Source organism: Streptomyces sp. NPDC107562, assembly GCF_055657325.1.
Genome location: NZ_JBVKBE010000003.1, coordinates 644,289 through 669,641 on the forward strand (window position 1 = coordinate 644,289; position 25,353 = coordinate 669,641).

Consider the following 25,353-nt stretch of genomic DNA (forward strand, 5'->3'; position numbering starts at 1 on the left):
CATGGGGGAGAACGTGCAGAGCCTGCCGTACGGTTCCTGGCCGTCGCCCATCGACGCGGCCCTCGCCGCCGCGCACGACGGGCACCCGGAGTTCGTGGGGTTCGTCGGCGACGAGGCGTGGTGGACCGAGCCCCGGCCCACCGAGGGCGGCCGGCGCACCCTCGTGCGGCGCCACCCCGACGGCACCGAGGAGTCCGTGCTGCCCGCGCCGTGGAACGTGCGCAGCCGGGTCATCGAGTACGGCGGCCAGCCCTGGGCGGGCGCCTTGGTCGACGGCCGTCCGGTCGTGGTGTTCGTGCACTTCGCCGACCAGCGGCTGTACCGGTACGAGGAGGGCGCCGAGCCCCGTCCGCTGACCCCGGTGTCGCCGGTGGGCGGCGGGCTGCGGTGGGTGGACCCCCAGCTGCGGGTGGAGCGCGGCGAGGTGTGGTGCGTGCTGGAGGAGTTCACCGGCGAGGGACCCACCGACCTGCGGCGCGTCCTCGCCGCGGTGCCGCTGGACGGCTCCGCCGCGGAGGACCGGGACGCCGTCCGCGAGCTCACCGACGACGCGCACCGCTTCGTCACCGGCCCCCGCCTCTCACCCGACGGACGGCGCGCCGCGTGGCTCGCCTGGGACCATCCGCGGATGCCGTGGGACGGCACCGAGCTGGTGCTCGCCGAGGTCGGCGACGACGGCACGCTCACCGGGGCCCGCACGGTCGCGGGCGGCCCGCGGGAGGCCGTCGCCCAGGCGGAGTTCGCCGCCGACGGCGCCCTGCTCCACGTCAGCGACCGCACCGGCTGGTGGAACCTCTACCGGGACGGCGAGCCGCTGTGCCCGCGCGAGGAGGAGTTCGGCGGGCCGCTGTGGCGGATCGGCCACCGCTGGTTCGCGCCGCTGGAGGGCGGGCTCGTCGCCGTCGTGCACGGCCGCGGCGCCACCGCCCTCGGCATACTCGACCCGGAGACCGGCGAGGTGGTCGACGCGGCCGGCCCCTGGACGGAGTTCGCGCCGACCCTCGCGGTGCACGGCGAGCGGATCGTCGCCGTCGGCGCCAGCCCGCGCAGCGCCTACGAGGTGGTCGAACTGGACGCCCGCACCGGCCGGGCCCGGGTGATCGGCGCCGAGCACGACGACGTGGTGGACCCGGTGTTCTACCCGGAACCGCAGATCCGCGCCTTCACCGGCCCCGACGGGCGCGAGATCCACACGCACGTCTACCCGCCGCACCACCCCGGCTGCACCCCGCCCGGCGCCGAGCTGCCGCCGTACGTCGTCTGGGCGCACGGCGGTCCGACCAGCCGCTCCCCGCTCGTCCTCGACCTCCAGATCGCCTACTTCACCTCGCGCGGCATCGGGGTCGCCGAGGTCAACTACGGCGGCTCGACCGGCTACGGCAGGGAGTACCGCGAGCGGCTGCGCGAGCAGTGGGGCGTCGTCGACGTGGAGGACTGCGCGGCCGTCGCGCTCGCCCTCGCCGAGGAGGGCACCGCCGACCCCGGGCGGCTCGCCGTACGCGGCGGCAGCGCGGGCGGCTGGACCACCGCCGCGTCGCTGACCATGACCGACGTCTACGCGTGCGGCACGATCATCTACCCGATCCTCGACCTGGCCGGCTGGGCGACGGGGGAGACCCACGACTTCGAGTCGCAGTACCTGGAGGGTCTGGTCGGACCGCTCGCCGAGGTGCCGGGGCGGTACGCGGAGCGCTCGCCCGCCGGGCACGCCGACCGGATCACCGCGCCCTTCCTGCTGCTCCAGGGCCTGGACGACGTGATCTGCCCGCCCGCCCAGTGCGAGCGGTTCCTGGAGGAGATGGCGGGACGGCAGGTGCCGCACGCGTACATCGCCTTCGAGGGCGAGGGGCACGGCTTCCGGCGGGCGGACACCATGATCCGCGCACTGGAGGCCGAACTGTCCCTGTACGCCCAGGTGTTCGGACTCAACCCGCCCGGGGTCACGACATTGGAGCTGACCACGTGAGGGAACTCGTACGACCACCCCGACTGGCCGCCGGGGCCAGGGTGGCCGTCGTCGCGACCAGCGGGCCGGTGCCCGAGGAACGGCTGCAGAGCGGGCTCGACGTGCTCCGGGGCTGGGACCTCGACCCGGTGGTGGCGCCGCACGTGCTGGACCGGCACGCGGACTTCCCCTACCTGGCCGGCACGGACGCCGACCGGGCCGCCGACTTCCAGGCCGCCTGGTGCGACCCGGCCGTGTCCGCCGTGCTGTGCGCCCGCGGCGGCTACGGGGCGGGGCGGATGATCGACCTGCTCGACTGGGACGCGCTGCGGGCGGCCGGGCCCAAGGTGCTCGTCGGCTTCAGCGACGTCACCGTGCTGCACGAGGCCTTCGCCACCCGGCTCGGACTGGTCACCCTGCACGGCCCGATGGCGGCCGGCGTCGACTTCATCAAGAACGCGCGGGCGCAGGACCATCTGCGGGCCACGCTGTTCGCCCCGGAGACGATGCGCACGATCGCCTCCGGCGGCGGCGCGCTGGTGCCCGGCCGTGCCCGGGGTGTGACGTTCGGCGGCTGCGCGAGCCTGCTCGCCGCCGAACTCGGCACGCCGCACGCCCGCACCGACACCCGGGGCGGGCTGCTGATGCTCGAGGACGTGGGGGAGGAGCCGTACCGGCTCGACCGGATCCTGACGCAGCTGCTGCGCGCCGGCCGCTTCGACGGGGTGGCGGGGATCGCCCTCGGCTCCTGGCTCGACTGCGGGCCGTACGAGAGGCTGCGCCAGGTGTTCGCCGACCGGCTCGGCGGGCTCGGGGTGCCGGTCGCCGAGGAGTTCGGATTCGGGCACCGCGAAGGGGCGTTGACGATTCCGTTCGGGGTCCGGGCGGAGCTGGACGCGGAGGCGGGGACCCTGACGCTGGAGGAACCGGCCCTGCGCTGAGTGCCCGTCAGTTCCCCTGCGGAAACCGCCCTTACGGTGGTTGACCTCGGCTGACACGTGTCACAGCATGTCAACCGGCCGGTCTCCACCGGCCGATGTCCGGGTGTGTCAGGGTTGTGCCCAGCGTGGAGGTCGCGTGTTCCGACGTGTGCCCAGCTCCCGTGCCGTGCTCGCCGCCGTGCTGGGCGTCGCGCTCGCCGTCCCCCTCGCCGTCACCCCGCCCGCCACCGCGGCGACCGGCCGGTACACCGTCACCGCCCTGGAGTTCACGGTCCGGGCGGGTGGGCGCACCTGCACGATCGACGCCGATCTCTACCGGCCGGCGGACGTGGACGGCGCCCGGCCCGCCCCCGCCGTCCTCGCCACCAACGGCTTCGGCGGCAGCAAGGACGACGGCTCCACCGACGTCGTCGGACGGAGCTTCGCGCAGCGCGGCTACGTCGGGCTCGTCTACTCCGGACTGGGCTTCGGCCGCTCGGGCTGTCCCATCTCACTCGACGACCCGGCCGTCGACGGCCGGGCGGCCGCGCGTCTCGTGGACTTCCTGGCCGGCGAACGCGCCGCCGACGACGGCACCCGCGCCGACTACGTCACCCTGGACGGGCCGGGCGACCCGCGGGTCGGGATGATCGGCGGCTCCTACGGCGGAGCGGTCCAGCTCGCCGCGGCCTCCGTCGACCACCGGGTCGACGCACTGGTGCCGATGATCACCTGGCACGACCTCGCGTACTCGCTCGCCCCGAACAACGCCGTCGGCGCCGGCGAGGTCCCCGGCGTCTTCAAATGGCAGTGGACCAACGGCTTCTACCTCATCGGCGAGGGCCGGCCCCTGCTCCAGCCCGCCCTGGACCCCTCCCGCATCACCTCCCTGCCCTGTCTGCACTTCGTCGCCCGGGCGTGCGAGACCGTCCGCACCCTCAACTCCGGACGCTTCACCGCCGACCGGACCCGGGAGCTGCTCGCCTACGCCCGCAGCGTGTCGCCCGCGTCCTACCTGCACCGGGTGAAGGCGCCGACCCTGCTGGTCCAGGGGCAGGCCGACACCTTGTTCAACCTGGGCGAGGCGACCCGGACGTACCGGACGCTGCGGGCGCGGGGCACGCCGGTGCAGATGATCTGGCAGTCCTGGGGCCACAGCGGCGGCGTCGACGATCCGGCGGCGGGCGAACTCGACCTCGCCACGGGCAACCTGGAGACCAGCTACGTCGGCCGCCGGATCCTGGCCTGGTTCGACCGCTACCTGCACCGGAGGGCCGACGTCGCCGCCGGGCCCGCGTTCGCCTGGTACCGGGACTGGGTGAGCGACCCCGGCAGCCGCTACGCCACCGCCGACCGGCTTCCCGCGGCGGGGCGGAAGCTGTACCTCTCCGGCGACGGCAGGCTGGTCGAGGACCGGCGGAAGGTCACGCGGGGCAGCCGGACGTATGTCAACGGGCCGGTTCCCACGAGTCATTCGGAGTCCTCCCTGGCGGCGATGCTGGGGCTGCCGGACCCCGCGCCCCACGACACCGAGGGCACCCACCTGGCCTGGACCGGCGAGCCGCTCGCGCGGGCCGTGGAGGTGGTGGGGGAGCCCCGGGCCACCCTGAGGGTTCTCTCGCCCGAGGCCCGGCAGGACCAGGACTCCGGCGACGCCGCCGACCGGCTGGTGCTCTTCGCCAAGCTGTACGACGTCGCCCCCGACGGCACGCAGACCCTCGTTCACCGGCTGGTCGCGCCGGTGCGGGTGCCGGACGTGCGCGCGCCGTTCACCGTGCGCCTGCCGGCGATCGTGCACCGCTACGAGCGGGGACACCGGCTGCGGTTCGTGGTCGCGGCGAGCGACGGGGCCTACTTCGGCAACCGGGGGACCAGGACGGTGACCGTGGTGAGCGCGCCCGGCGACACCGGGGTGCTCGAGCTGCCCGTGGTCTGAGGACCGGCGGCCCGGGGCTGCGGCGGCCGGGGGCCGGCCGTAGGGTGGCGGGATGCCGCACATCGCCTCCCGCCATCTCGCCGAGGGCCCTCGCGTGGGCATACGCCACTTCACCTACGAGGACGGCGCCGAGTTCACGGCGCGGGTCCGCGAAAGCAAGGACCTGCACCACCCGTGGCTGTTCCCGCCGGACACGGCCTCGGTGTACGCCCGTTACGCCGGCCGGCTGATCGAGGATCCGGGGAGCGCCGGGTTCCTGGTCTGCGAGACGGTCACCGGCGCCCTCGCCGGATACATCAACATCAACAACATCGTGGGCGGCGCCTTCCAGAGCGGTGCCCTCGGCTACGGCGCCTTCGCCCACGCCGCCGGGCGCGGCCTGATGCGTGAAGGGCTGGGCCTGGTGATCGGCCACGCCTTCGGGCCGATGCGGCTGCACCGGCTGGAGATCAACGTGCAGCCCGGCAACGTCGCGTCCATCGCCCTGGCCCGCGCCTGCGGGTTCCGCCTGGAGGGCTACTCGCCCCGCATGCTCCATGTCGACGGCGCCTGGCGGGACCACGAGCGCTGGGCGCTCACCGCCGAGATGCGGACTTGTAGTTGATCTTCATGGTGTCGAGGTCGGTGACCGTCGAGCGCAGCTCCCGGAAGCCGTGGCCGAGGCCCCGCAGGACCGTCTCGGCGCGTTCCTCCGCGAGCGCGGCCGCCATCTCCTCGCCGTCATCGGCGTCGGAGACCACCACGAAGCGCATCGAGAAGTGCTTCAGCGGCGACGCCTGGTACGACAGCGTGCCCTCCTTGGTGAAGCGCATGCTCGTCATCCCGTGGTCGGCGGCCTCCGCCAGCAGCCGCGTGCGGGCCTCGTCGGTCAGCCCGTCCCAGGTGCCCCGGACGATGACCCGGTAAGTGTGCTGCTCGCTCATACGTCGGTCCTCGCGTGAAAGTCGTTGAAGGCCCGACTGTACGTCGGGAAGGATGCCGCGCATGCGGAATATCGTGGTGATGGACGCCCCCTCGAACCTGGGCCTGCGCCCGCCCGCCCCGGGCACCGTGCCCGGCTGCCACAAGCTCGCCGGGGCGCTGCGCGAACAACGGATCGTGCAAAGACTGCGGGCCCTGGAGGGCGGGGTGGTCGTCCCGCCGCGCTACGACCGCGGGGACTGGCAGGAGGGCGACGGGGTGTTCAACGCCGCCGCCATCGCCTCGTACACGCGCAGGCTGGCCGACCGCATCGAACACCATGTGCGCGCCGGGGACTTCCCTCTCGTGCTCGGCGGCGACTGCTCCATCCAGCTCGGCGCCTCCCTGGCGCTGCGCCGCGTCGGCCGGTACGGGCTGGTGGCGGTCGACGCCTCCGCGGACTTCCGGCACCCCGGGAACTCCGACCGGGTGGGCGCGGCGGGCGGCGAGGAACTCGCGCTGGCCACCGGACGGGGCCAGGAGGACCTGACGGACCTGGAAGGGCTCAAGCCCTATCTGCGCGACGAGGACGTACGGCTCTTCGGGATCCGCGACGACGATCCGGAGCGTACGGAACTGGCCGCGCTGAAGATCCCGGTCGTGACCGTCGGTGACCTGCGTGAGTGGGGCGGCGAGGCGCTCGCACGGGCCACCGCCGAGGCCTTCGAGATCCCCGAGGTGCGGGGGTTCTGGGTGCACCTGGACGCCGACGTGCTCGACCCCGAGGTGATGCCCGCCGTCGACAGTCCCGATCCCGACGGTCTGTTCCCCGACGAACTCGTGGCCCTGCTGCGCCCGTTGCTCGCCTCACCGCACTGCGTCGGTCTCAACGTCACCATCTACGACCCCGACCTCGACCCCGAGGGCACCGCGGGCGCGCTGCTCGCGGACGTCGTCGTGGACGCCTTTGCGCAATCCTGACCGGCCGCTCCCCTGGCCGACTCGGCGGTGGGCGGGTTCCATGGAGATCGTGACGACGATCCGACGTGACGTAGTGACACTGCCCGCCGCCGAGTTGGGACCGGACAACCCCCTGCCCCCGCTGCGGACCCTCGACGAGATGCACCGCATCGACGACCGGGACCGCGAGGAGCTGCCGCGTGACATGGCGCGGCAGGTCGGGTACGAGCCCTTGCACAGCCTGCTGCCGGTCGGGGTCCGCGACGGCTACGAACGGGCCCGCACACCACGGGACTTCGACGCCGTGGTGATCGAGAACGACCGGCTGCGCGCCACCGTGCTCCCCGCCCTCGGCGGACGGCTGGTCTCCCTGGTCCAGCTGCCGTCCGGACGGGAACTCCTCTACCGCAACCCGGTGTTCCAGCCCGCCAACTTCGCCCTCAACGGCGCCTGGTTCTCCGGTGGCGTCGAATGGAACATCGGCGCCACCGGCCACACCACCCTGTCGTGCTCGCCCCTGCACGCCGCCCGCGTCCCGGCCCCCGACGGCGGCGAGATGCTGCGTCTGTGGGAGTGGGAACGGCTGCGCGACCTGCCCTTCCAGGTCGACCTCTGGCTGCCCGACGGCTCGGACTTCCTCTTCGTGGGCGTCCGTGTCCGCAACCCGCACGAGCGGCCCGTCCCCACCTACTGGTGGTCCAACATCGCCGTCCCCGAGGAGTGCCGGGTGCTGGCCCCGGCCGAGGAGGCCTGGAACTTCAGCTACGAACGCCGCCTGCGCCGCGTCCCGGTCCCCGCCCACGACGGGATCGACCGCACGTATCCCCTCAACAGCGTCTACCCCGCCGACTACTTCTACGAGCTGCCGCAGGGACGGCGGCCCTGGATCGCCGCGCTCGACGCCGACGGGCAGGGCCTGGTGCAGACGTCCACCGACGTGCTGCGCGGGCGCAAGCTGTTCGTGTGGGGCTCGGGCAGCGGCGGGCGGCGCTGGCAGCGGTGGCTCACCGAGCCCGGCACCGGCGGCTACTGCGAGATCCAGGCCGGGCTCGCCCGGACCCAGCTGGAGCATGTGCGGCTGGAGGCGGAGAGCGAGGTGTCCTGGCTGGAGGCCTACGGCCCGCTGCGGGCCCGCTCGCGGGGCGACGACTGGGCCGCGGTGGTCCAAGAGGCCGAGGCCCGGCTGGAGGCGGTGCTCCCGCGCGCGGACGTGGCGGCGGCCTACGAGGCCTGGAAGCCGTGCGCCGACACCGAACCCGGCGAGCGGCTCGCGACCGGCTCGGGGTGGGGCGCCCTCGAAGTGCTGCGCGGCGGCTGGAAACTGCCCGGCACCCCCTTCGAGGAGGGGGTCCTCGGGGACGCCCAGGCGCCGTGGCTCCATCTGCTGCGCGCCGGATCACTTCCCGAGCCGCGCCGGGTGCGGCCGCCGGGCCGGACGCCGGTCGGGCCGCACTGGCGGGACATGCTGGAGACGGCGCCCGCGACGCCCCTCACCGAGTACCACCTCGGGGTCGCGCAGTGGCACGCCGGGGACCGGGCGCAGGCGGTGCGCAGCTGGGAGCGGGCGCTTTCGCTGGCGCCCTCCGAGTGGCCGCTGCTGCGCTGCCTGGCGGTCGCGGACCAGGAGAACGGCCACCACGAACGGGCCGCCGACCGGTACCTGGAGGCCTTCGACGACCTGTGCCGGGAGCGGCGCGACGACGGCGAGGTGTGGACCGCGGCCACGGCGGCGCTGGGGCGGGAGGCGATCGGCGCGCTGCTCGCCGTGCGGCGTCCGGCTCCGGCGCGGGCCGTGTGGGAACGGCTCCGTCCCGCGACGCGGGCCCGGGGCCGCTTCCGGCTGCTGGAGGCCGAGTTGCTGGCCGCCGAGGGACGGATCGAGGACGCCCGCGCGGTCTTCGAGGCGGGCTTCGAGGTGGCCGACCTGCGGGAAGGGGACGAGGTCGTCGGGCGCACGTGGGACCGGGTCGACGGCGGCCCGCTGCCCGCACGCTACGACTTCCGGATGCGGCCGCCCACGTCCTGAGGCCGGGCCGGCCGCGGCCGGCGCCTGGAGTCCGGCGCCGGACGGGGGCGGGCGGCCGTTAGGCGAGGGCGGCCACGGGTACCCGGCGGCCATGGACCGCATGGATCATCTGGAGCACCTGGACAAGCATCTGGTGGACGAGCTGGCGCAGGTCGCGCGGGAGACGATCCGCGACGAACTGCGCCAGCAGACGCGCAAGCAGCGCCGCAAGGCGACGCTGTACGCCGCGTCCGGCGCCGTCGCCCTGTACGCGGGCGCGGCGGTCGCCCTCGGCGTGGGGCTGGCGCTCGCCCTCGTCCTGCCGGGCTGGGCCGCCGCGCTCATCACCGCGGCGATCCTCGGCGTGGTCGCGTACCTGCTGCGCGGCGCCGCCCGGCCGCACGCCCCCGGGACGCTGCACGGGCGCGCCGAGCTGACGGCGGACCGGGACCGCGCGCACGGCGCCGCCCCGCACGCCGGCCCGCCCGCCGGCCCCGGCGAGGCGTCCTACCCGCCCGTGCCGCCCGTCCCGCCCGCGCCGCCCGGGGCGGCCGCCCCGACCGGGACGCCGGGTCCGCCGCCGCGCACCGACGGCATCGACCCCGGTGGCCCGCACCACCGGGCCTGACCCCGACGGGGCACGCGCACCGACAGGCCGCGGCCGGGACGACGTCCCGGCCGCGGCCTTCTCCTGCGTCCCTCGCCTCCGGTGCGGCGGGTCCGTCCGGGTTTGGGTGGGCTGACCAGGGGGACGCGGAACACCTCGGACGCAACGACCGCCGGAGGCGTAACCGTGAGTCGACCCCGCATCGTGATCGTCGGAGCCGGCTTCGCCGGCTACCGGACGGCCCGCGACCTGTCGCGGCTGGCCCGGGGCAGGGCCGACATCACCCTGCTCAACCCGACCGACTACTTCCTGTACCTGCCGCTGCTGCCGCAGGTGGCCGCCGGAATCCTGGAGCCCCGCCGTGTGACGGTCTCCCTGTCCGGCACCCTGCCGCGGGTGCGGCTGGTCCTCGGCGAGGCGGACGGCATCGACCTCGACGCCCGCACCGTGCACTACTCCGACCCGGAGGGCGGGGGAGGCACCCTGGAGTACGACCGGCTGGTGCTGGCCGCCGGCAGCGTCAACAAGCTGTTGCCCATCCCCGGCGTCGCCGAGCACGCGCACGGCTTCCGCGGCCTGCCCGAGGCGCTCTACCTGCGCGACCACGTGACCCGGCAGGTCGAGCTCGCGGCCGCCGCCGAGGACGCCAAGGGCTGCGCGGCGCGCTGCACCTTCGTGGTGGTCGGGGCCGGCTACACCGGGACCGAGGTCGCCGCGCACGGGCAGATGTACACCGACGCGCAGGTGCGCGGACGCCCCCTGCGGGAAGGGATGCGGCCGCGCTGGATCCTGCTGGACATCGCCCCGCGGGTGCTGCCCGAGCTGGACGAACGGCTCTCCCGCACCGCCGACCGGGTACTGCGGGAGCGGGGCGTCGACGTGCGGATGGGGACCTCCGTGAAGGAGGCCACGCACGACGGCGTGCTGCTCACCGACGGGGAGTACATCGACACCCGCACGCTCGTGTGGTGCGTGGGCGTCCGGCCCGACCCGCTCGTCGACGCCCTCGACCTGCCCATGGAACGCGGGCGGCTGCTCGTCGACCCCTATCTCCAGGTGCCCGGCAGGCCCGAGGTGTTCGCGTGCGGGGACGCCGCCGCCGTGCCCGACCTCGACAAGCCGGGCCAGTACACGCCGATGACCGCGCAGCACGCCTGGCGGCACGGCAAGGTGTGCGCGCGGAACATCGCCGCCTCCTTCGGGGACGGCGAGCGGCGGCCCTACCGGCACCGGGACCTGGGCTTCGTGGTCGACCTCGGTGGCGCCAAGGCGGCCGCGAACCCGCTGGGCGTGGCACTGTCCGGGGTCACCGCCGGTGCCGTGACCCGCGGCTACCACCTCGCCGCCATGCCGGGCAACCGGGTGCGGGTGGCGGCGGACTGGCTGCTGGACGCGGTACTGCCGCGCCAGGCAGTGCAGTTGGGGCTCGTACGGTCCTGGTCCGTGCCGCTGGACACGGCGTCGCCGGAGCTGGCCCGGGTGCCGGCCGGGGTGCGGCACGGCGGCGGCGCACCCGCCGAGGAGCGGCCCGCCCCGGGGACCGGCGGCGACCACCCCTCGCCCGGTCCCGTGAAGCGCACCGACACCTCCGACGAAGGAGACCGATGAACACCAGCGAACTCGTGGAGCTGGCCCAGCAGTTGCGTGTGGACAGCGTGCGGGCCTCCGCCGCGGCGGGCTCCGGGCATCCGACGTCGTCGATGTCCGCCGCCGATCTGATGGCCGTCCTGATGGCCCGTCACCTGCGCTACGACTTCGACCGTCCGGACCACCCGGGCAACGACCGCCTCGTCCTGTCCAAGGGGCACGCCTCGCCCCTGCTCTACTCCGCCTACAAGGCGGCCGGCGCCGTCGACGACGGCGAGTTGCTCACCTTCCGCAAGCTGGGCAGCAGGCTCGAAGGGCACCCCACACCGCAGCGGCTGCCGTGGGTCGAGACGGCCACCGGGTCGCTGGGGCAGGGACTGCCCGTCGGCGTGGGCATCGCCCTGTCCGGCAAGCGGCTCGATCGGGCGGACTACCGCGTGTGGGTGCTGTGCGGGGACAGCGAGCTCGCCGAGGGCTCCGTCTGGGAGGCCGCCGAGCACGCCTCGTTCGAGAACCTCGACAACCTCGTCGCGATCGTCGACGTCAACCGGCTCGGCCAGCGCGGCCCCACCCGGCACGGTCACGACCTCGACGCCTACGCCCGCCGCTTCCAGGCGTTCGGCTGGCACACGGTCGAGATCGACGGGCACGACGTGGACGCGATCGACCGGGCCTACGGAGAGGCACTGTCGACCAAGGGCCAGCCGACCGTCGTCCTCGCCCGCACCCTCAAGGGCAAGGGCGTCGAGGCCGTCCAGGACCGCGAGGGGCTGCACGGCAAGCCGCTGCCCGACGCCGAGGAGGCCGTCGCCGAACTCGGCGGTGTCCGGGACCTGCGCTTCCACGCCCAGGAGCCGCCCGCCGCGCGCCTGTTGCACGCCGTCCGCGAGGACCACGTCGAACTGCCCCGCTTCGATGTGGGCGAGGAGGTGGCGACCCGCGACGCCTACGGCAAGGCGCTCGCCGCCCTCGGCACCGGACGCGGGGACGTCGTCGCCCTGGACGGCGAGGTGAGCGACTCCACGCGCGCGGAGGCCTTCGCCAAGGAGCACCCCGAGCGGTTCTTCGAGTGCTACATCGCCGAGCAGCAGATGGTCGCCGCCGCCGTGGGCATCTCGACGCGGGGCTGGGTGCCGTACGCCTCCACGTTCGCGGCCTTCCTCACCCGGGCCTACGACTTCGTGCGCATGGCCTCGATCAGCGGGGCCGGGATCAACCTGGTCGGTTCGCACGCCGGCGTCGCGATCGGGCAGGACGGGCCCTCCCAGATGGGCCTGGAGGACCTCGCGATGTTCCGGGCCGTGCACGGCTCGACCGTGCTCTACCCGTGCGACGCCAACCAGACGGCGCGGCTCGTCGCCGCCATGGCCGACCTGGACGGCATCCGCTACCTGCGCACCTCACGCGGCAAGAACAAGGTGATCTACGGGCCCGACGAGGAGTTCCCGGTGGGCGGCAGCAAGGTACTGCGCTCCTCCGCCACCGACCGGCTGACCCTGGTCGCCGCGGGCGTCACCGTGCCCGAGGCGCTGGCCGCGGCCGACGCGCTGGACCGCGAGGGCGTCCAGGTGCGGGTGATCGACCTGTACTCGGTCAAGCCCGTCGACCGGCCGACCCTGCGCCAGGCCGCCGAGGACACCGGATGCCTGGTCACCGTGGAGGACCACCGCGAGGAGGGCGGCCTCGGCGACGCCGTGCTGGACGCCTTCCTCGACGGACGTCCCACGCCGCGGCTGGTGCGTCTCGCGGTGCGCACCATGCCCGGCTCGGCCGCGCCCGACCAGCAGCTGCACGCCGCGGGCATCGACGCCGACTCGATCACCGCCGCCGTGCAACTGCTGGTGGAGCAGGCGGTCGTGCGGTGAGCGGTGGCGAGGTGCGCACCGTGCGGGCCGGCCGGCGCACCGTTGAGGTGCACCGGCCGGACAAGGTGCTCTTCCCCGGCGGCGGGGACGCGAAGGAGTACACCAAACGGGACCTCGTCGACTACTACCGGGCCGTCGCGCCGTTCATGCTGCCGCACCTGCGGGGCCGTCCGCTGATGCTCCAGCGCCGTCCGGACGGCCTCGACGGACCGGAGTTCATGCAGAAGAACACGCCGGAGAGCTATCCGGAGTGGATCACCCGCGTCGAGGTCCCCAAGGAGGGCGGCACCGTCTGCCACACGGTCTGCGACGACGCCGCCACCCTCGTCTACCTCGCCGACCAGGCCTGCCTCACCCTGCACCGCTGGCTCTCCCGGGCCGGCGGGCTCGACCGGCCGGACCGGCTGGTCTTCGACCTCGACCCGTCCGGCGAGTCCTTCGCGCCGGTGCGCGAGGCGGCCTGGCGGCTGGGTGAGCTGCTCGACGGACTGAAGCTGCCCTCGGCGCTGATGACCACCGGCTCGCGCGGGCTGCACGTGGTCGTGCCGCTCAACGGGCGTCACGACTTCGACGAGGTGCGGGAGTTCGCCCGCGACGTCGCCGACACCCTCGCCGCCGCGTACCCCGACCGGTACACCACCGCCGCCCGCAAGAAGGACCGCGGTGACCGGCTCTACCTCGACGTGCAGCGCAACGGCTACGCGCAGACCGCCGTCGCCCCGTTCAGCGTGCGCGCCAGGCCCGGCGCGCCCGTCGCCGTCCCCGTCGGCTGGGACCAGCTCGACCACCCCGGATTCGGGCCGCGCCGCTGGACCGTGGCCGACGCCGTCGACCAGGCCCGCACCAACCCCTGGGCCGGCGTGCTGAACCGCGGGCGTGCCCTCGGCCCGGCCCGGCGGCGGCTCGACGCGATGCGTGGCTGACGCACGTACCGCCGCTGCGCAGGCGCGATACGCCCCCGGGGGAAAGCGGGCGACTGCAGAAGGTTTGGCCAAGGGATCAGCGGCCACCCGAACTGCGAGGTGGCCATGACGAACACAAAGAACACATCAGAGTCGCAGGATTCACGTAACTCCCCCAAGAAGCAGGAAGAAGAAGCGAGGGCGGACTCCCGGCCGAGCCCCATGCAGGTGCTGCGCGACGCGCGCCTGCAGCTCGCGGAACTCACCGGAATGGCCGCCGAGACCGTGTCGTCCTTCGAACAGACCGAGGACGGCTGGTCCCTGGAGGTCGAGGTCCTCGAACTCGCCCGGGTGCCGGACACGATGAGCCTGATGGCGAGCTACGAGGTGGAGCTGGACTCCGACGGGCAGCTCACCGGCTACCGGCGGTTGCGCCGCTACGAGCGCGGCAGGGCCGACACCGGCAAGCGCTAGGCGTCCAGCCCTGGCCCCGTACCCCCAGACGTCAATGGACGAGATGGACGAGAAGAACGAGGAGGAACAGCCGGCATGACCGTTGTACCGGCACAGCAGACCGGCGGTGGAGGCGGCAGCAGCGGCCTCTACGACGTGCTTGAACTGGTGCTCGACAGGGGGCTCGTGATCGACGCCTTCGTCCGCGTCTCCCTGGTGGGCATCGAGATCCTGAAGATCGACGTGCGGGTCGTGGTGGCCAGCGTCGACACCTATCTCCGCTTCGCCGAGGCGTGCAACCGGCTCGACCTGGAGTCCGGACCGCGCAAGAGCCCCGGCCTGCCCGACATCGTCGGCGAGATCACCGAGTCCGGCGCGCGCGGCAAGTCCAAGGGCGCCCTCTCCGGTGCCGCGCAGACCATATCCGACGCCTTCAGCCAGGCGCGCGAGGAAGGCGAGTCGCAGTCGCGGCCGCGCGCCCGCAAGAGCACGTCCTCGCGGCGCAGGGAGGAGCAGGAGTGAGCACGTACGTCTACGGCATCGCGTCCGGCGCGCATCCCGCCCTCCCCGACGGCATGGGCGGGGTCGGCGACCCGGCCCGGCCCGTGCGCATCCTCAAGGAGGGCGCGCTGGCGGCCGTCGTCAGTGACGCGCCCGAAGGACTGCGCCCCAAGCGCAAGGACCTGCTCGCCCACCAGAACGTGCTCGCCGAGGCGGGCGCGGCCGGCTGTGTGCTGCCGATGCGGTTCGGCAGCGTCGCCCCGGACGACGCGGCGGTCACGGGTGTGCTCGTGGAGCGCGCCGCGCACTACCAGGAGCGTCTGACGGCGCTGGACGGCCGGATCGAGTACAACATCAAGGCCAATCACGTCGAGGAAGCCGTCCTGCACCACGTGATGGCCGAGAGCCCCGAGATCCGCTCGCTCGCCGAGGCCAACCGCACGTCGGGCGGCGGCGGTTACGAGGACAAGATCCGCCTCGGCGAGATGGTCGCGGCCGCCGTGCAGGCCAAGGAGGCCGAGGACGGGCTCGCCCTCCAGCGGCTCCTGGAACCGGCCGCGGAGGCGACCAGCGTCGGCCCGGAGTCCAGCGGCTGGCTCGCCAACGTGTCGTACCTGGTGGACCGGGGCTCGGCCGAGAACTTCCTGGCGGCCGTGGAGCAGGCCCGCAAGGAGCTGCCGCACCTGGAGGTGCGGGTGAACGGCCCGCTGCCCCCGTACAGCTTCGTCGAGCCCGGCCCCGCCGAGCCGGCGGGCAGCACGGCCGGCGGCGCGGACACCGGGGCCGGGTGACGGCATGGGACTGATCTCGGAGGTGCTGCTGCTGCCGTTCGCACCGGTGCGCGGCAGCGCCTGGGCCATCAGACAGGTGCTCCAGGAGGCGGAGCGGATCTACTACGACCCCGCCACGGTCCGGGCGGAACTCGCCCGGCTGGAGGAGCGACTGGAGGCCGGTGAGATCAGCGAGGAGGAGTTCGACCGGGAGGAGGACGAACTCCTCGACCGGCTGGAGATCGCTTCGCGCAACGGCGCGGGAACGGGCAACGGGACAGCACCATGAATCGAGTGGGACTAGGCCTCGCGGTAGGGGCCGGATACATCCTCGGACGAACGAAGAAGATGAAACTGGCGTTCGCCGTCGGCACGCTCGTCGCCGGCAAGCGCATGAACCTCGGCCCGCGTGCGATCGCGGACCTGGTGTCCGGGCAGCTGCGGAACAACCCGCAGTTCAAGGAGCTCGGCGACCAGCTCCGCCAGGACCTGCGCGGCGTGGGCGGCGCGGCGACGGGCGCCTTGGTGGAACGGCAGCTCGGCTCGCTCGCCGACCGCCTGCACGACCGGACGGCGGGCATGCGCGAGCAGCTCGGCGGCGCCGTGCCGGGCGGCCGGGACCTCGGGTACGACGACGAGGAACCGGACGACGAGGGGCGCGACGAGGACGAGGGCTACGACGACGACCGGGACGACGACGGTCGGCGCCACGACGAGGACGCCGCCCCGAAGGAGCTCCCGGCCAAGAAGGCCGCGGCCAAGAAGACGGCGGCGAAGAAGGCCGCCAAGAAGGCGCCCGCGCGCAAGGCGGCCCCGGCGAAGAAGGCGGCGGCCCAGCGCACCGCCGCGCGCCAGACGGCCTCCGCCAAGACGGCAGGCCGCAAGACGGCCTCCGCGCGCCCCGGCGCCCGGACACCGAAGGGAGGCGGTGACCGATGACCGAGACCCTCGGATCGGCCACGTCCACCGCGGGCCGGGCGGCCCGCTCCAACCCGCTCAGCGAGGTGGCCCACAGCGAGGCCGCGGACCGCCTCAAGGCCGAGGCCCAGGAGTATCTGGCGGCGCAGGCCACCCGGCTGCTCACCGGCGTCGGCCGCAAGCTCGGCGAGACCACCGGCAAGCTCAACGACATCGCCGACGGCCGCAGCCCCGGCTTCCCCCGGCTCGCCCTGGACGGCGGCCGCAAGCTCGCCGAGGGCAAGGGCCCCCTGCGCACCGCGCTGGAGCTCGGGGCGTCCCGGGCCAAGGACAACGTGGTGGGCGCGCTGAAGAACCTGACCGGCGGCAAGGGCAAGGGCAAGGGCGGCTCCGGCCACCGGCCCACCGTGATCCTGGAGTACGTGGACGTCGGCGTGCCGGTGCGCACCGCCTACGACCAGTGGACGCGCTACCAGGACTTCAGCACCTTCGCCAAGGGCGTCAAGAGCGCCCAGCGCGCCGACGACACCAGCTCGGACTGGCAGCTGAAGGTCTTCTGGTCCAACCGCAGCTGGAAGGCCCGCACCACCGAGCAGGTCCCCGACGACCGGATCTCCTGGACGTCGGAGGGCGCCAAGGGCACCACCAAGGGCGTCGTCTCCTTCCACCGGCTCGCCGACAACCTCACCCGGGTCCTGCTGGTGATCGAGTACTACCCGAAGGGCCTGTTCGAGAAGACCGGCAACCTCTGGCGCGCCCAGGGCCGCCGCGCCCGGCTCGACCTGAAGAACTTCGCCCGTCACATCACGCTCCGGGGCGAGGCGCAGGACGGCTGGCGCGGGGAGATCCGCGACGGCGAGGTCGTGCGGGACCACGACGAGGTGGTCGCCGAGGAGGAGCGGGAGGCCGCGGGCGACGAGGCCGGCCAGGACGAGGCCGAGCGGGACGACGACGGCTACGACGGCTACGACGAGTACGAGGACGACTACGACGAGGAGGGGGAGCCCGAGGAGGAGTACGAGGACGAGGATCCTCGCGCGCAGGGGGAACACGGTTCGCAGGACGAGACCGAGGAACCCGAGGAGAGTGAGGAGACGGACGAGCCCGAGGCGACCGACGAGAGGGAGGACCCCGAGGAGTTCGACGACGAGTACCGGGACGAGCGCGCAGAGGCCCGGAGCCGTCGATGACGTCACCGACCCGCCTGCCCGACCCCTACGGTCACGACAGCGGTGCCAACCTCGCCGACATCCTGGAGCGGGTGCTCGACAAGGGCGTCGTGATCGCGGGTGACATCCGGATCAACCTGCTCGACATCGAACTGCTCACCATCAAGTTGCGGCTCATCGTGGCCTCCGTCGACAAGGCGAAGGAGATGGGCATCGACTGGTGGGAGGACGACCCGGCTCTGTCGTCGGGCGCTCGCCGCAAGGAACTCGCGAAGGAGAACGCCGAGTTGCGGGAGCGGCTGGCGGCGCTGGAGACCGGCCGCGCACAGGAGGAGAGCACATGACCGGACTGCGGTACGTGTACGCCGTCTGCCGCCCCTTCGGCGCGGCGCTGCAGTCCCAGCTGACGGGCGTCGCGGGTGCGCCACCCAAGCTGCTGCACCACGGCGGCCTGGTCGCGGTGGTCAGCTCGGTGCCGGAGGACGACTTCGCCGAGGAGCCGCTGCGCGCCCATCTGGAGGACCTCGACTGGCTCACCGCCACGGCCCGGGGCCACCAGGGCGTGATCGACGCGCTCACCACCGTGACCACGCCGCTGCCGCTCCGGCTCGGCACGGTCTTCCGGGACGACAGCGGGGTCCGGATGATGCTGGAGGCCCGCGAGGGCGACTTCCTGCGCACCCTGGACCGGCTGGCGGGCCGGGTGGAGTGGGGCGTGAAGGTCTACGCCGAACCCGCGGCCGGCGAATCCGGTGAGCCGGGCGGGTCCGAGGTGTCCGCCCGGCCCGCCGGCGCGGCCGGGGAGCCCGGCGGCACCGCGCCGGGCCCGGACGCCGTGGACGGGGTGGCCGTGACGGCGATGTCGGGGCGGGACTACCTGCGGCGGCGCAGCCGCAGCGTCAAGGAACGCGAGACGGGCCTGCGCAAGGTCGAGGAGTTCGCCGACCGGCTGCACGAACGGCTGACCGCGCACGCCGAGGACGCGCGCATGCACGCGCCCCAGAGCGCCCAGCTGTCCGGGGCCTCGGGACGCAACGTGCTGAACGCGGCCTATCTGGTGCCGCGCGGCCAGTCCGAGGAGTTCGTGGAGATCGTGGACCGAACGAAGGACGAGATGCCGGGGGTCCGGGTGGAGCTGACCGGCCCGTGGGCGGCCTACTCCTTCGCGGGGGAGAAGCCGTGACGGTGATCGAACGGCGTGAGATCGCCCTGGTGGACCTGCTCGACCGGCTGCTGTCGGGCGGCGTGGTCATCACCGGCGACATCACCCTGCGCATCGCGGACGTCGACCTCGTCCGCATCGACCTCAACGCACTGATCAGCTCCGTGAACGAACAGGTTCCGTCGCCCTGGGGTGATCTGACGTGACGGCACCCCGCAAACTCGACCTGGAGCCCGACACGGTCGAACGCGACCTGGTCAAGCTCGTCCTCACCGTCGTGGAGCTGTTGCGCCAGCTGATGGAACGGCAGGCGCTGCGTCGCTTCGACGAGGGTGACCTGAGCGAGGAGCAGGAGGAGCGGATCGGGCTCACCCTGATGCTGCTCGACGACCGGATGAAGGAGCTGCGGGACCGCTACGGCCTGCGGCCCGAGGACCTGAACCTGGACCTCGGGCCGCTCGGACCACTGCTGCCCCGGGACTGAGCGCCCGGGGGCGCGTCACCAGCGGTACCAGCGTCCCCTGGAGCCGCCGGCGGTCGTGCCACGCAGCAGGAATCCCAGCAGCCACAGGACCAGCACCGCGATGGCGACCCACCAGAGCACCTCGACGGCGAACCCGGCACCGAAGAGAATCAGCACGAGAAGCAGCACGAGCAGGATGGGAACCATGATGAACCTCCTGTCCGCCGAGTTTCCCGAAACGGGTGTCTCAGACGGTTCTGCGGCACAGGATCTCCCCGTGCAGCACGCCGAACCAGCCGTCCTCCGCCGCGCCCCAGTCACGCCAGGCCTGAGCCATGGCCCGCAACTCCGCCTCGCTCGCGTGGCCGGCCTCGACCGCCCGGCGCGCGTACGCGGACGCCACGGTGCGCTCGGCCCACAGCTCGCTCCACCAGGCGCGCTCGTCCGCCGACGCGTAGGTCCAGGTGCTCGACGTCGCCGTGACCTCGGTGAAGCCGGCCCTCAGGGCCCAGGACCGCAGCCGCCGGCCCGCGTCCGGCTCGCCGCCGTTCGCACGGGCCGTCCGCCGGTACAGGTCCAGCCAGGCGTCCAGGCCGGGTGAGGCGGGGTACCAGGTCATCGCGGCGTAGTCGCCGTCGCGGGCGGCGACGATCCCGCCCGGTTTCGTCACCCTCGCCATCTCGCGCAGCGCCCCCACCGGGTCGCCGACGTGCTGGAGCACCTGATGGGCGTGGACCACGCAGAACGTCCCGTCGGGGTGGTCCAGCGCGTGCACGTCCGCCACCTCGAAGGTGACGTTGGCGAGCCCCCGCCCCGCTGCCGTGGCCCGCGCCCGCTCCAGGACCTCGGGCGCCCGGTCGGCGCCGGTGACGTGCCCCTGCGGGACCAGCGCGGCCAGGTCGGCGGTGAGGGTTCCGGGGCCGCAGCCGATGTCCAGGATGCGCATGTGCGGCTTCAGGGAGCCGAGGAGGTACGCCGCGGAGTTGGCGGCGGTCCGCCAGGTGTGCGACCGCAGCACCGACTCGTGGTGCCCGTGCGTGTAGACCGCGGTCTCCTGTGCTCTCGCCATGGCGGTGCCCCTTCTCGTCCGGCCGGATCGCGTCCCTCGGCCACGGTACGCGTCCGGCCGGATGATGAGACGGAAACTTTCACCATACGGACTGACGGAACGTCAGTCCTCCGGGGGGAGCGGCCGGTAGACCACCAGCGCCTCGGGCACCTTCTCCAGCGCCACCTCGCCCTCCACCTCGGTGACCTCGCCGTCGTAGGCGAGCAGCGTGCCCGGGGCGACGCCGGACAGCCGCAGCCGCCGGACCTGGACGGCGGCGTGGGCGGGGGAGCGGGTCAGCGGCCCGGCGAACGCGGCGGCGAGCAGCCGTAGCGCGGGCCTGCGGCCTCCGTGCACCACCCGCACGTCGAGGTGCCCGTCCGCGAGGTCCATCCGGCGGGCCGGGGCGAGCCCCATCCGGTGGTAGGTGCCGTTCCCGGCGAACAGCAGCCACAGCGGGCGTGCCCTGCCGCCCATCTCGGCCTCCAGCGGATGACCGTCGGCGCGCAGCACGCGCAGCGCCGCGAGGACCCCGGCGGGCCAGCTGCCGATCCGGTGCGACCAGCGGTCCCGCTCGCGCACCAGCTCCGGATAGACGCCGAGGCTGCAGGTGTTGACGAAGACGCCCCGCTTGTCGCCGCAGGCGAACCGGCCCACGTCCACACGGACCGCGTCGCCCTGCTCGACGGCCGTGGCCAGCGCCCGGGCCTCCTCCACGCCCAGGTCGAGGGCGAAGTGGTTGAGCGTGCCGCCGGGCAGCACCGCGAGCGGCAGACCGTGGCGCAGGGCGATCTCGACGGCGGTGTTCACCGTGCCGTCCCCGCCGCACACGCCCAGCACCCGGGCCCGTGCCGCCGCCTTCTCCAGCTCCTCCGGCACCTCCTGCGGCCGGCACTCGACGACCTCCGCCCGGGGCAGCGCGTCCCGCAGCGCCCGCACCCGGTCCGAACTGCCCGCCGCCGTGTTGGCCACCACGACCAGCCCCTCGCCCTCGGGCAGTGCCGGGGCGTCGGCGCGTGGCCGCGGCGGCAGGGTGGCCTGGTCGCGGGTCGGCACCAGGGCCCGTACGGCGAAGGCGGCGCCCACGCCGAGGGCCGCGCCCGCCAGCACGTCGCTCGGGAAGTGGACGCCGGTGTACACGCGGGACATGGCGACGGAGAAGGCGACCGGGGCGACCACGGCACCCCAGGTCGGCGACTCCATGGCCACGCCCGCCGCGAACGCGGCGGCGGAGGCGGAGTGACCGGACGGGAAGGACGTGGTGATCGGCTGGCGCTTGAGGCGGCGCACGGACGGTACGGCGTCCAGGACCGGCCGGGTGCGGCGCACGCTGCGCTTGCCGACCGTGTTGATGGTCGCCGACGCCAGGGCGAGGGAGGCCACCCCGCGCACGGCGGCCCGGCGGGCCCTCGGGGTGCGGCTGGCCGCGATGACGCCGGCGGTCGCGAACCACAGCAGCCCGTGGTTCGCGCCGCGGCTCAGCCTCGGCAGAACGGGTTCGGCGGCGGGCCAGTCCCGTGCGGCGGCGAACTCGAACAGCCGGTTGTCCAGCGCGAGCAGCCGCTCACGCAACACGTGGCGGCCGGGTGTGAGGGCGGTGAGGTCGACGTCTGGGCTCATGTAGGGGCGGGTACCCTGAAGTGGCCGTCTTCTGTCCGGCCCGAGGCGGTCGGCACCCGGAGGAACCCATCGTGCGCCTGCTGCTCGTCCGTCACGGCCAGACCCCCTCGAACGTCGCCTATCTGCTGGACACCGCCGTTCCGGGGCCCGGTCTGACCGAGCTGGGGGAGCGTCAGGCCGCCGCACTGCCGGCCGCGCTCGCCGACGAGGACATCGAGGCCCTCTACGCCTCCACCCTGCTGCGCACCCAGCTCACCGCGGCGCCGCTCGCCGCGGCCCGCGGCCTCGACGTCCTGGTCAGGGACGGCATCCGTGAGGTGTTCGCGGGCGACCTGGAGATGCTGCCGGGCGGCTCGCCGCGGGGCGAGGAGTACATGCGCACCGTGTTCGCCTGGGCGGAGGGCGGGACCGGCCTGCGGATGCCGGGCGGGGAGAGCGGCGCGGAGACGCTCGCACGCTTCGACGCCGTGGTCGAGGAGGCCGCCGCCGGCGGGGCCGGGACCGTCGCCATGGTCAGCCACGGCGCGGTGATCCGTATGTGGACCGCCGCCCGCGCCGACAACGTCGACGTGCCCTTCGCCGCCGCCCGCCCCCTCGACAACACCGGCGTGGTGATCCTCGAAGGCTCACCGTCCGACGGCTGGAAGGCCCTGAGCTGGGCAGGTGCCACGGTCGCCCCCGCGGGCGAGGGCGGCCCCACCGGGCGCCCGATGGACGAGAGCGGGCACGCCCGGTAGCGCCCGGGGCGCCGTACCCGACCCGTTATCGGTTTGCCCCGCCTCGCCGGCGGCCCGCACAATGCGGCCTCATGGGACATCTGGAAGCCGCGCACATCGAGTACCACCTCCCCGACGGGAGGACCCTGCTCGGCGACGTGTCCTTCCGGGTGGGCGAGGGGGCCGTCGCCGCCCTCGTCGGACCCAACGGCGCGGGCAAGACCACCCTGCTCCGGCTGCTCTCCGGCGAACTCAAGCCGCACGGCGGCTCCGTCACCGTCAGCGGCGGGCTCGGCGTGATGCGGCAGTTCGTCGGATCCGTACGGGACGAGACGACCGTGCGTGACCTGCTGGTGTCGGTGTCGTCGCCGCGTGTCCGCGAGGCCGCGAAAGCCGTCGACGCCGCCGAGCACGCCGTCATGACCGTCGACGACGAGGCCGCCCAGATGCGGTACGCGCAGGCGCTGGCCGACTGGGCGGAGGCGCGCGGCTACGAGGCGGAGACGCTGTGGGACATGTGCACCACGGCCGCGCTCGGGATGCCGTACGACAAGGCGCAGTGGCGGCAGGTGCGGACCCTCTCCGGCGGTGAGCAGAAACGGCTCGTGCTGGAGGCGCTGCTGCGTGGCACCGACGAGGTGCTCCTGCTCGACGAGCCGGACAACTACCTCGACGTCCCCGGCAAGCGCTGGCTGGAGGAGCGGCTCACCGAGACCCGCAAGACGGTCCTGTTCGTCTCCCACGACCGTGAACTGCTCGCGCGCAGCGCCCAGCGGATCATCTCCGTCGAACCCGGTCCGGCCGGTGCCGACGCCTGGGTGCACGGCAGCGGCTTCGCCACCTACCACGAGGCCCGGCGGGAACGCTTCGCCCGTTTCGAGGAGCTGCGCAAGCGCTGGGACGAGAAGCACGCCCAGCTGAAGAAGCTGGTGCTGAACCTGCGTCAGGCCGCCGCCGTCAGCCACGAGATGGCCTCCCGCTACGCCGCGGCCCAGACCCGGCTGCGCAAGTTCGAGGAGGCGGGACCGCCTCCGGAGCCGCCGCGTGAGCAGGACATCACGATGCGGCTGCGGGGCGGGCGCACCGGCGTGCGGGCCGTCACCTGCGCGGGGCTCGAACTCACCGGCCTGATGAAGCCGTTCGACCTGGAGGTCTTCTACGGCGAGCGGGTCGCCGTCCTGGGCTCCAACGGCTCCGGCAAGTCGCACTTCCTGCGGCTGCTCGCCGGGGAGGACGTGGCGCACTCGGGGCAGTGGAAGCTCGGGGCGCGGGTCGTGCCCGGACACTTCGCGCAGACGCACGCCCACCCCGAGCTCACGGGCCGCACCCTGCTCGACATCCTCTGGCGGGAGCACGCCCAGGATCGCGGCGCCGCGATGTCCCGGCTGCGGCGCTACGAGCTCACCGGCCAGGCCGAACAGACCTTCGACCGGCTCTCCGGTGGCCAGCAGGCCCGCTTCCAGATCCTGCTGCTGGAGCTCCAGGGCGTCACCGCCCTGCTCCTCGACGAGCCCACCGACAACCTCGACCTCGAGTCCGCCGAGGCACTCCAGGAGGGCCTGGACGCGTTCGACGGCACCGTCCTGGCGGTCACGCACGACCGCTGGTTCGCCCGCTCCTTCGACCGCTTCCTGGTCTTCGGCAGCGACGGCCGGGTCCGGGAGACCCCGGAGCCGGTGTGGGACGAGCGCCGCGTGGAGCGGGCCCGCTAGGGCCCGCGCGTCGGGCGGTCCGTGCCGGTCGGATCAGGGCCGGCGCAGCAGCGCGCCGAGGCCGCCCGCCGGTACGTCCCGCTCATCGGCCGCCTCGACGGGGGCCAGCGAGACCACCGGCGCGTTCGTCGCCACCGCCGCGCGCAGCAGGGCGTCGTCCACGCGGGCGGACCAGGAGTTCTGCTCGCCGAGGATCGTCAGCTCGGTGCGGCGGACCGCCAGCTGGTCGGCGTCCTCGCCGACCCAGACCTCGCGGTGCGTGTCGCCGCCGTCGGGGCGGACGACCAGCTCCTCGACACGCTGTTCGCGTACCGCCTGCACCAGCGCGGGCACGCCTTCCGCCGCCCGGGGGCGGCCCTCGTCGTCCGGTGCGGCGCGCGCCGCGAGGAAACGTTCCAGTTCCGCCTCGGCGTGCCGGCGCACATGCGCGGCACGGGCCTGCTCCACGTCCTCGTCGAGCAGCCGGCTGCCCGCACCGTGCCGGGCGTCGACCACCCGCTCGTGCAGCCGCTTGGGCAGCCGCTCGTGCACGGAGCGCCGCTCCCGGTCGTCACCGACGAGGATCAGCAGGTCGGCGCGGGTCTCCTCCTGGCACACGGCGAGCGCGTCGGCGATCTCGGCCGCGTTGTGCTCCCAGGTGTTCTCCACCCGCAGCTGGAAGTGCCGCTCCGACCAGTCGCCGGAACCGGCCCGGTGCACGGGCCACTGCCGCCCGGTGACCGAACCGGCCCTCTCGCGGGTCACGGCGCTGCGCAGTTCGAAGTCGGCGCCCCGGCGGTCGATGTAGGCCACGACGGCCACCGCGTCCTCGCCGGTCAGGTCCAGCAGCGGGGTGGCCCGGGGCAGCGGTGCCCACAGCGCCCGGTCGTGCCGCGGGGCGCGGGCCAGCGGGGGATCGAGGACCACCGCGCCCGCACGGGCGAACAAGGCCCTGCCGTGCGGCTCGGGCAAGTTCTTGAGCTCCTCGATCGCGTTCCGTACGGCCCGGCAGGTCGCCTCGTCGGCGCCCTGCCCGGCGAGCTCCTCGGACATCGCCTCGGCCGTCAGGCTCCGCCGGCGGGGCGTGTCCTCCGGGTGGTGCGACAGGTCGACGTACACGGAGGCCCAAGGGCCCGGATGTTCGTAGAGTGGATGCAGGAACGCGAGATCCATGGCTCCCTCCCGGTTGCCGCTCGGGGGCAGTGCTTGCCGGGC

27 protein-coding genes are annotated in these 25,353 nt (G+C 73.9%); 22 read left to right on the plus strand and 5 right to left on the minus strand.

The annotated features are described in order from the left end of the window. Position 1 precedes the first annotated feature (1 nt). The 4 genes from ACZ7LV_RS13075 (at position 2) to ACZ7LV_RS13090 (ending at position 5,405) form a co-directional block, all read left to right on the plus strand. A complete protein-coding gene (locus ACZ7LV_RS13075) occupies positions 2 to 1,966 on the plus strand; it encodes a S9 family peptidase (protein ID WP_471938736.1) in 1,965 nt (654 codons plus the stop codon). Next, complete coding sequence (locus tag ACZ7LV_RS13080) at positions 1,963 to 2,886, plus strand: S66 peptidase family protein (protein WP_471938738.1); 924 nt, start codon at positions 1,963 to 1,965, stop codon at positions 2,884 to 2,886. The genes ACZ7LV_RS13075 and ACZ7LV_RS13080 overlap by 4 nt, the downstream gene beginning before the upstream one ends. 136 nt (positions 2,887 to 3,022) lie before the next feature. Further along, the gene (locus tag ACZ7LV_RS13085; protein WP_471938740.1) at positions 3,023 to 4,801 is read left to right on the plus strand and encodes a CocE/NonD family hydrolase; all 1,779 of its coding nucleotides are present in this window, start codon (positions 3,023 to 3,025) and stop codon (positions 4,799 to 4,801) included. Positions 4,802 to 4,853: 52 nt separating this feature from the next. After that, the gene (locus tag ACZ7LV_RS13090) at positions 4,854 to 5,405 is read left to right on the plus strand and encodes a GNAT family N-acetyltransferase (protein ID WP_471938742.1); all 552 of its coding nucleotides are present in this window, start codon (positions 4,854 to 4,856) and stop codon (positions 5,403 to 5,405) included. Here ACZ7LV_RS13090 and ACZ7LV_RS13095 read toward each other — a convergent pair. Further along, complete coding sequence (locus tag ACZ7LV_RS13095) at positions 5,377 to 5,724, minus strand: DUF6204 family protein (RefSeq protein WP_471938744.1); 348 nt, start codon at positions 5,722 to 5,724, stop codon at positions 5,377 to 5,379. The genes ACZ7LV_RS13090 and ACZ7LV_RS13095 overlap by 29 nt on opposite strands. Before the next feature lie 61 nt (positions 5,725 to 5,785). Between ACZ7LV_RS13095 and ACZ7LV_RS13100 the strand changes: the two genes are divergently transcribed. From ACZ7LV_RS13100 to ACZ7LV_RS13175, 16 genes are all read left to right on the plus strand, one after another. Beyond that, the gene (locus ACZ7LV_RS13100) at positions 5,786 to 6,682 is read left to right on the plus strand and encodes an arginase family protein (protein ID WP_471938746.1); all 897 of its coding nucleotides are present in this window, start codon (positions 5,786 to 5,788) and stop codon (positions 6,680 to 6,682) included. Between the two features lie 40 nt (positions 6,683 to 6,722). Then, positions 6,723 to 8,687 carry a DUF5107 domain-containing protein gene (locus ACZ7LV_RS13105; RefSeq protein WP_471938748.1) on the plus strand — a complete coding sequence of 655 codons (1,965 nt, stop codon included), beginning with the start codon at positions 6,723 to 6,725 and terminating at the stop codon, positions 8,685 to 8,687. Positions 8,688 to 8,778: 91 nt separating this feature from the next. Next, entirely contained in the window at positions 8,779 to 9,294 is a 516-nt protein-coding gene (locus tag ACZ7LV_RS13110; protein ID WP_471938750.1) for a phage holin family protein, read from the plus strand. 165 nt (positions 9,295 to 9,459) lie between these two features. Continuing rightward, positions 9,460 to 10,881 carry an NAD(P)/FAD-dependent oxidoreductase gene (locus ACZ7LV_RS13115; protein ID WP_471938752.1) on the plus strand — a complete coding sequence of 474 codons (1,422 nt, stop codon included), beginning with the start codon at positions 9,460 to 9,462 and terminating at the stop codon, positions 10,879 to 10,881. Further along, complete coding sequence (locus tag ACZ7LV_RS13120) at positions 10,878 to 12,725, plus strand: transketolase (protein ID WP_471938754.1); 1,848 nt, start codon at positions 10,878 to 10,880, stop codon at positions 12,723 to 12,725. The genes ACZ7LV_RS13115 and ACZ7LV_RS13120 overlap by 4 nt, the downstream gene beginning before the upstream one ends. Further along, entirely contained in the window at positions 12,722 to 13,648 is a 927-nt protein-coding gene (gene ligD, locus ACZ7LV_RS13125) for a non-homologous end-joining DNA ligase (RefSeq protein ID WP_471938756.1), read from the plus strand. Before ACZ7LV_RS13120 ends, ligD begins: the two co-directional genes overlap by 4 nt. A 105-nt stretch (positions 13,649 to 13,753) precedes the next feature. Next, complete coding sequence (locus tag ACZ7LV_RS13130) at positions 13,754 to 14,101, plus strand: gas vesicle protein GvpO (RefSeq protein WP_471938758.1); 348 nt, start codon at positions 13,754 to 13,756, stop codon at positions 14,099 to 14,101. A gap of 75 nt (positions 14,102 to 14,176) precedes the next feature. Further along, positions 14,177 to 14,602, plus strand: coding sequence for a gas vesicle structural protein GvpA (locus ACZ7LV_RS13135; protein ID WP_471938760.1), 426 nt, complete (start codon positions 14,177 to 14,179; stop codon positions 14,600 to 14,602). Continuing rightward, a complete protein-coding gene (locus ACZ7LV_RS13140; protein WP_471938762.1) occupies positions 14,599 to 15,372 on the plus strand; it encodes a GvpL/GvpF family gas vesicle protein in 774 nt (257 codons plus the stop codon). The genes ACZ7LV_RS13135 and ACZ7LV_RS13140 overlap by 4 nt, the downstream gene beginning before the upstream one ends. A 4-nt stretch (positions 15,373 to 15,376) precedes the next feature. Next, complete coding sequence (locus ACZ7LV_RS13145) at positions 15,377 to 15,640, plus strand: gas vesicle protein GvpG (protein ID WP_401665770.1); 264 nt, start codon at positions 15,377 to 15,379, stop codon at positions 15,638 to 15,640. Next, complete coding sequence (locus tag ACZ7LV_RS13150) at positions 15,637 to 16,290, plus strand: DNA primase (RefSeq protein ID WP_471938764.1); 654 nt, start codon at positions 15,637 to 15,639, stop codon at positions 16,288 to 16,290. The genes ACZ7LV_RS13145 and ACZ7LV_RS13150 overlap by 4 nt, the downstream gene beginning before the upstream one ends. Next, positions 16,287 to 17,459 (plus strand): SRPBCC family protein, encoded by a 1,173-nt coding sequence (locus ACZ7LV_RS13155; RefSeq protein ID WP_471938766.1) that lies wholly within the window; start codon positions 16,287 to 16,289, stop codon positions 17,457 to 17,459. Before ACZ7LV_RS13150 ends, ACZ7LV_RS13155 begins: the two co-directional genes overlap by 4 nt. Next, positions 17,456 to 17,782 (plus strand): gas vesicle protein, encoded by a 327-nt coding sequence (locus ACZ7LV_RS13160; RefSeq protein ID WP_401665779.1) that lies wholly within the window; start codon positions 17,456 to 17,458, stop codon positions 17,780 to 17,782. The genes ACZ7LV_RS13155 and ACZ7LV_RS13160 overlap by 4 nt, the downstream gene beginning before the upstream one ends. Continuing rightward, complete coding sequence (locus ACZ7LV_RS13165) at positions 17,779 to 18,621, plus strand: GvpL/GvpF family gas vesicle protein (RefSeq protein ID WP_471938773.1); 843 nt, start codon at positions 17,779 to 17,781, stop codon at positions 18,619 to 18,621. The genes ACZ7LV_RS13160 and ACZ7LV_RS13165 overlap by 4 nt, the downstream gene beginning before the upstream one ends. Then, positions 18,618 to 18,806 (plus strand): gas vesicle protein, encoded by a 189-nt coding sequence (locus ACZ7LV_RS13170; RefSeq protein ID WP_401665785.1) that lies wholly within the window; start codon positions 18,618 to 18,620, stop codon positions 18,804 to 18,806. The genes ACZ7LV_RS13165 and ACZ7LV_RS13170 overlap by 4 nt, the downstream gene beginning before the upstream one ends. Beyond that, entirely contained in the window at positions 18,803 to 19,084 is a 282-nt protein-coding gene (locus ACZ7LV_RS13175; protein WP_401665788.1) for a gas vesicle protein K, read from the plus strand. The genes ACZ7LV_RS13170 and ACZ7LV_RS13175 overlap by 4 nt, the downstream gene beginning before the upstream one ends. A 15-nt stretch (positions 19,085 to 19,099) precedes the next feature. Here the strand turns inward: ACZ7LV_RS13175 and ACZ7LV_RS13180 are convergent, their stop codons facing one another. From ACZ7LV_RS13180 to ACZ7LV_RS13190, 3 genes are all read right to left on the minus strand, one after another. Beyond that, positions 19,100 to 19,270, minus strand: coding sequence for a hydrophobic protein (locus ACZ7LV_RS13180; RefSeq protein WP_401665790.1), 171 nt, complete (start codon positions 19,268 to 19,270; stop codon positions 19,100 to 19,102). A gap of 40 nt (positions 19,271 to 19,310) precedes the next feature. Continuing rightward, positions 19,311 to 20,132 carry a class I SAM-dependent methyltransferase gene (locus ACZ7LV_RS13185; protein ID WP_471938776.1) on the minus strand — a complete coding sequence of 274 codons (822 nt, stop codon included), beginning with the start codon at positions 20,130 to 20,132 and terminating at the stop codon, positions 19,311 to 19,313. Between the two features lie 102 nt (positions 20,133 to 20,234). Continuing rightward, positions 20,235 to 21,731: a phosphatase PAP2 family protein gene (locus ACZ7LV_RS13190; RefSeq protein ID WP_471938778.1), complete on the minus strand. Its 1,497-nt coding sequence runs from the start codon at positions 21,729 to 21,731 to the stop codon at positions 20,235 to 20,237. 71 nt (positions 21,732 to 21,802) lie between these two features. Between ACZ7LV_RS13190 and ACZ7LV_RS13195 the strand changes: the two genes are divergently transcribed. Together ACZ7LV_RS13195 and ACZ7LV_RS13200 are read left to right on the plus strand one after the other, a co-directional pair. Then, entirely contained in the window at positions 21,803 to 22,468 is a 666-nt protein-coding gene (locus tag ACZ7LV_RS13195; RefSeq protein WP_471938780.1) for a histidine phosphatase family protein, read from the plus strand. Positions 22,469 to 22,539: 71 nt separating this feature from the next. Beyond that, entirely contained in the window at positions 22,540 to 24,159 is a 1,620-nt protein-coding gene (locus ACZ7LV_RS13200) for an ABC-F family ATP-binding cassette domain-containing protein (RefSeq protein ID WP_471938782.1), read from the plus strand. 33 nt (positions 24,160 to 24,192) lie between these two features. Here ACZ7LV_RS13200 and ACZ7LV_RS13205 read toward each other — a convergent pair whose 3' ends face one another. Next, positions 24,193 to 25,311 carry a baeRF2 domain-containing protein gene (locus ACZ7LV_RS13205; RefSeq protein ID WP_471938784.1) on the minus strand — a complete coding sequence of 373 codons (1,119 nt, stop codon included), beginning with the start codon at positions 25,309 to 25,311 and terminating at the stop codon, positions 24,193 to 24,195. Positions 25,312 to 25,353: the final 42 nt, after the last annotated feature.

What these genes read in the sequence shown, in the direction of transcription:
- ACZ7LV_RS13135 (WP_471938760.1), top strand. Translation starts at nt 14,177, where the DNA reads ATGACCGTTGTACCGGCACAGCAGACCGGCGGTGGAGGCGGCAGCAGC.
- ACZ7LV_RS13150 (WP_471938764.1), top strand. Translation starts at nt 15,637, where the DNA reads ATGAATCGAGTGGGACTAGGCCTCGCGGTAGGGGCCGGATACATCCTC.
- ACZ7LV_RS13095 (WP_471938744.1), bottom strand. Translation starts at nt 5,724, where the DNA reads ATGAGCGAGCAGCACACTTACCGGGTCATCGTCCGGGGCACCTGGGAC.
- ACZ7LV_RS13180 (WP_401665790.1), bottom strand. Translation starts at nt 19,270, where the DNA reads ATGGTTCCCATCCTGCTCGTGCTGCTTCTCGTGCTGATTCTCTTCGGT.
- ACZ7LV_RS13075 (WP_471938736.1), top strand. Translation starts at nt 2, where the DNA reads ATGGGGGAGAACGTGCAGAGCCTGCCGTACGGTTCCTGGCCGTCGCCC.
- ACZ7LV_RS13145 (WP_401665770.1), top strand. Translation starts at nt 15,377, where the DNA reads ATGGGACTGATCTCGGAGGTGCTGCTGCTGCCGTTCGCACCGGTGCGC.
- ACZ7LV_RS13130 (WP_471938758.1), top strand. Translation starts at nt 13,754, where the DNA reads ATGACGAACACAAAGAACACATCAGAGTCGCAGGATTCACGTAACTCC.
- ACZ7LV_RS13200 (WP_471938782.1), top strand. Translation starts at nt 22,540, where the DNA reads ATGGGACATCTGGAAGCCGCGCACATCGAGTACCACCTCCCCGACGGG.
- ACZ7LV_RS13100 (WP_471938746.1), top strand. Translation starts at nt 5,786, where the DNA reads ATGCGGAATATCGTGGTGATGGACGCCCCCTCGAACCTGGGCCTGCGC.
- ACZ7LV_RS13165 (WP_471938773.1), top strand. Translation starts at nt 17,779, where the DNA reads ATGACCGGACTGCGGTACGTGTACGCCGTCTGCCGCCCCTTCGGCGCG.
- ACZ7LV_RS13190 (WP_471938778.1), bottom strand. Translation starts at nt 21,731, where the DNA reads ATGAGCCCAGACGTCGACCTCACCGCCCTCACACCCGGCCGCCACGTG.
- ACZ7LV_RS13160 (WP_401665779.1), top strand. Translation starts at nt 17,456, where the DNA reads ATGACGTCACCGACCCGCCTGCCCGACCCCTACGGTCACGACAGCGGT.
- ACZ7LV_RS13120 (WP_471938754.1), top strand. Translation starts at nt 10,878, where the DNA reads ATGAACACCAGCGAACTCGTGGAGCTGGCCCAGCAGTTGCGTGTGGAC.
- ACZ7LV_RS13105 (WP_471938748.1), top strand. Translation starts at nt 6,723, where the DNA reads ATGGAGATCGTGACGACGATCCGACGTGACGTAGTGACACTGCCCGCC.
- ACZ7LV_RS13155 (WP_471938766.1), top strand. Translation starts at nt 16,287, where the DNA reads ATGACCGAGACCCTCGGATCGGCCACGTCCACCGCGGGCCGGGCGGCC.
- ACZ7LV_RS13110 (WP_471938750.1), top strand. Translation starts at nt 8,779, where the DNA reads ATGGACCGCATGGATCATCTGGAGCACCTGGACAAGCATCTGGTGGAC.
- ACZ7LV_RS13205 (WP_471938784.1), bottom strand. Translation starts at nt 25,311, where the DNA reads ATGGATCTCGCGTTCCTGCATCCACTCTACGAACATCCGGGCCCTTGG.
- ACZ7LV_RS13185 (WP_471938776.1), bottom strand. Translation starts at nt 20,132, where the DNA reads ATGGCGAGAGCACAGGAGACCGCGGTCTACACGCACGGGCACCACGAG.
- ACZ7LV_RS13090 (WP_471938742.1), top strand. Translation starts at nt 4,854, where the DNA reads ATGCCGCACATCGCCTCCCGCCATCTCGCCGAGGGCCCTCGCGTGGGC.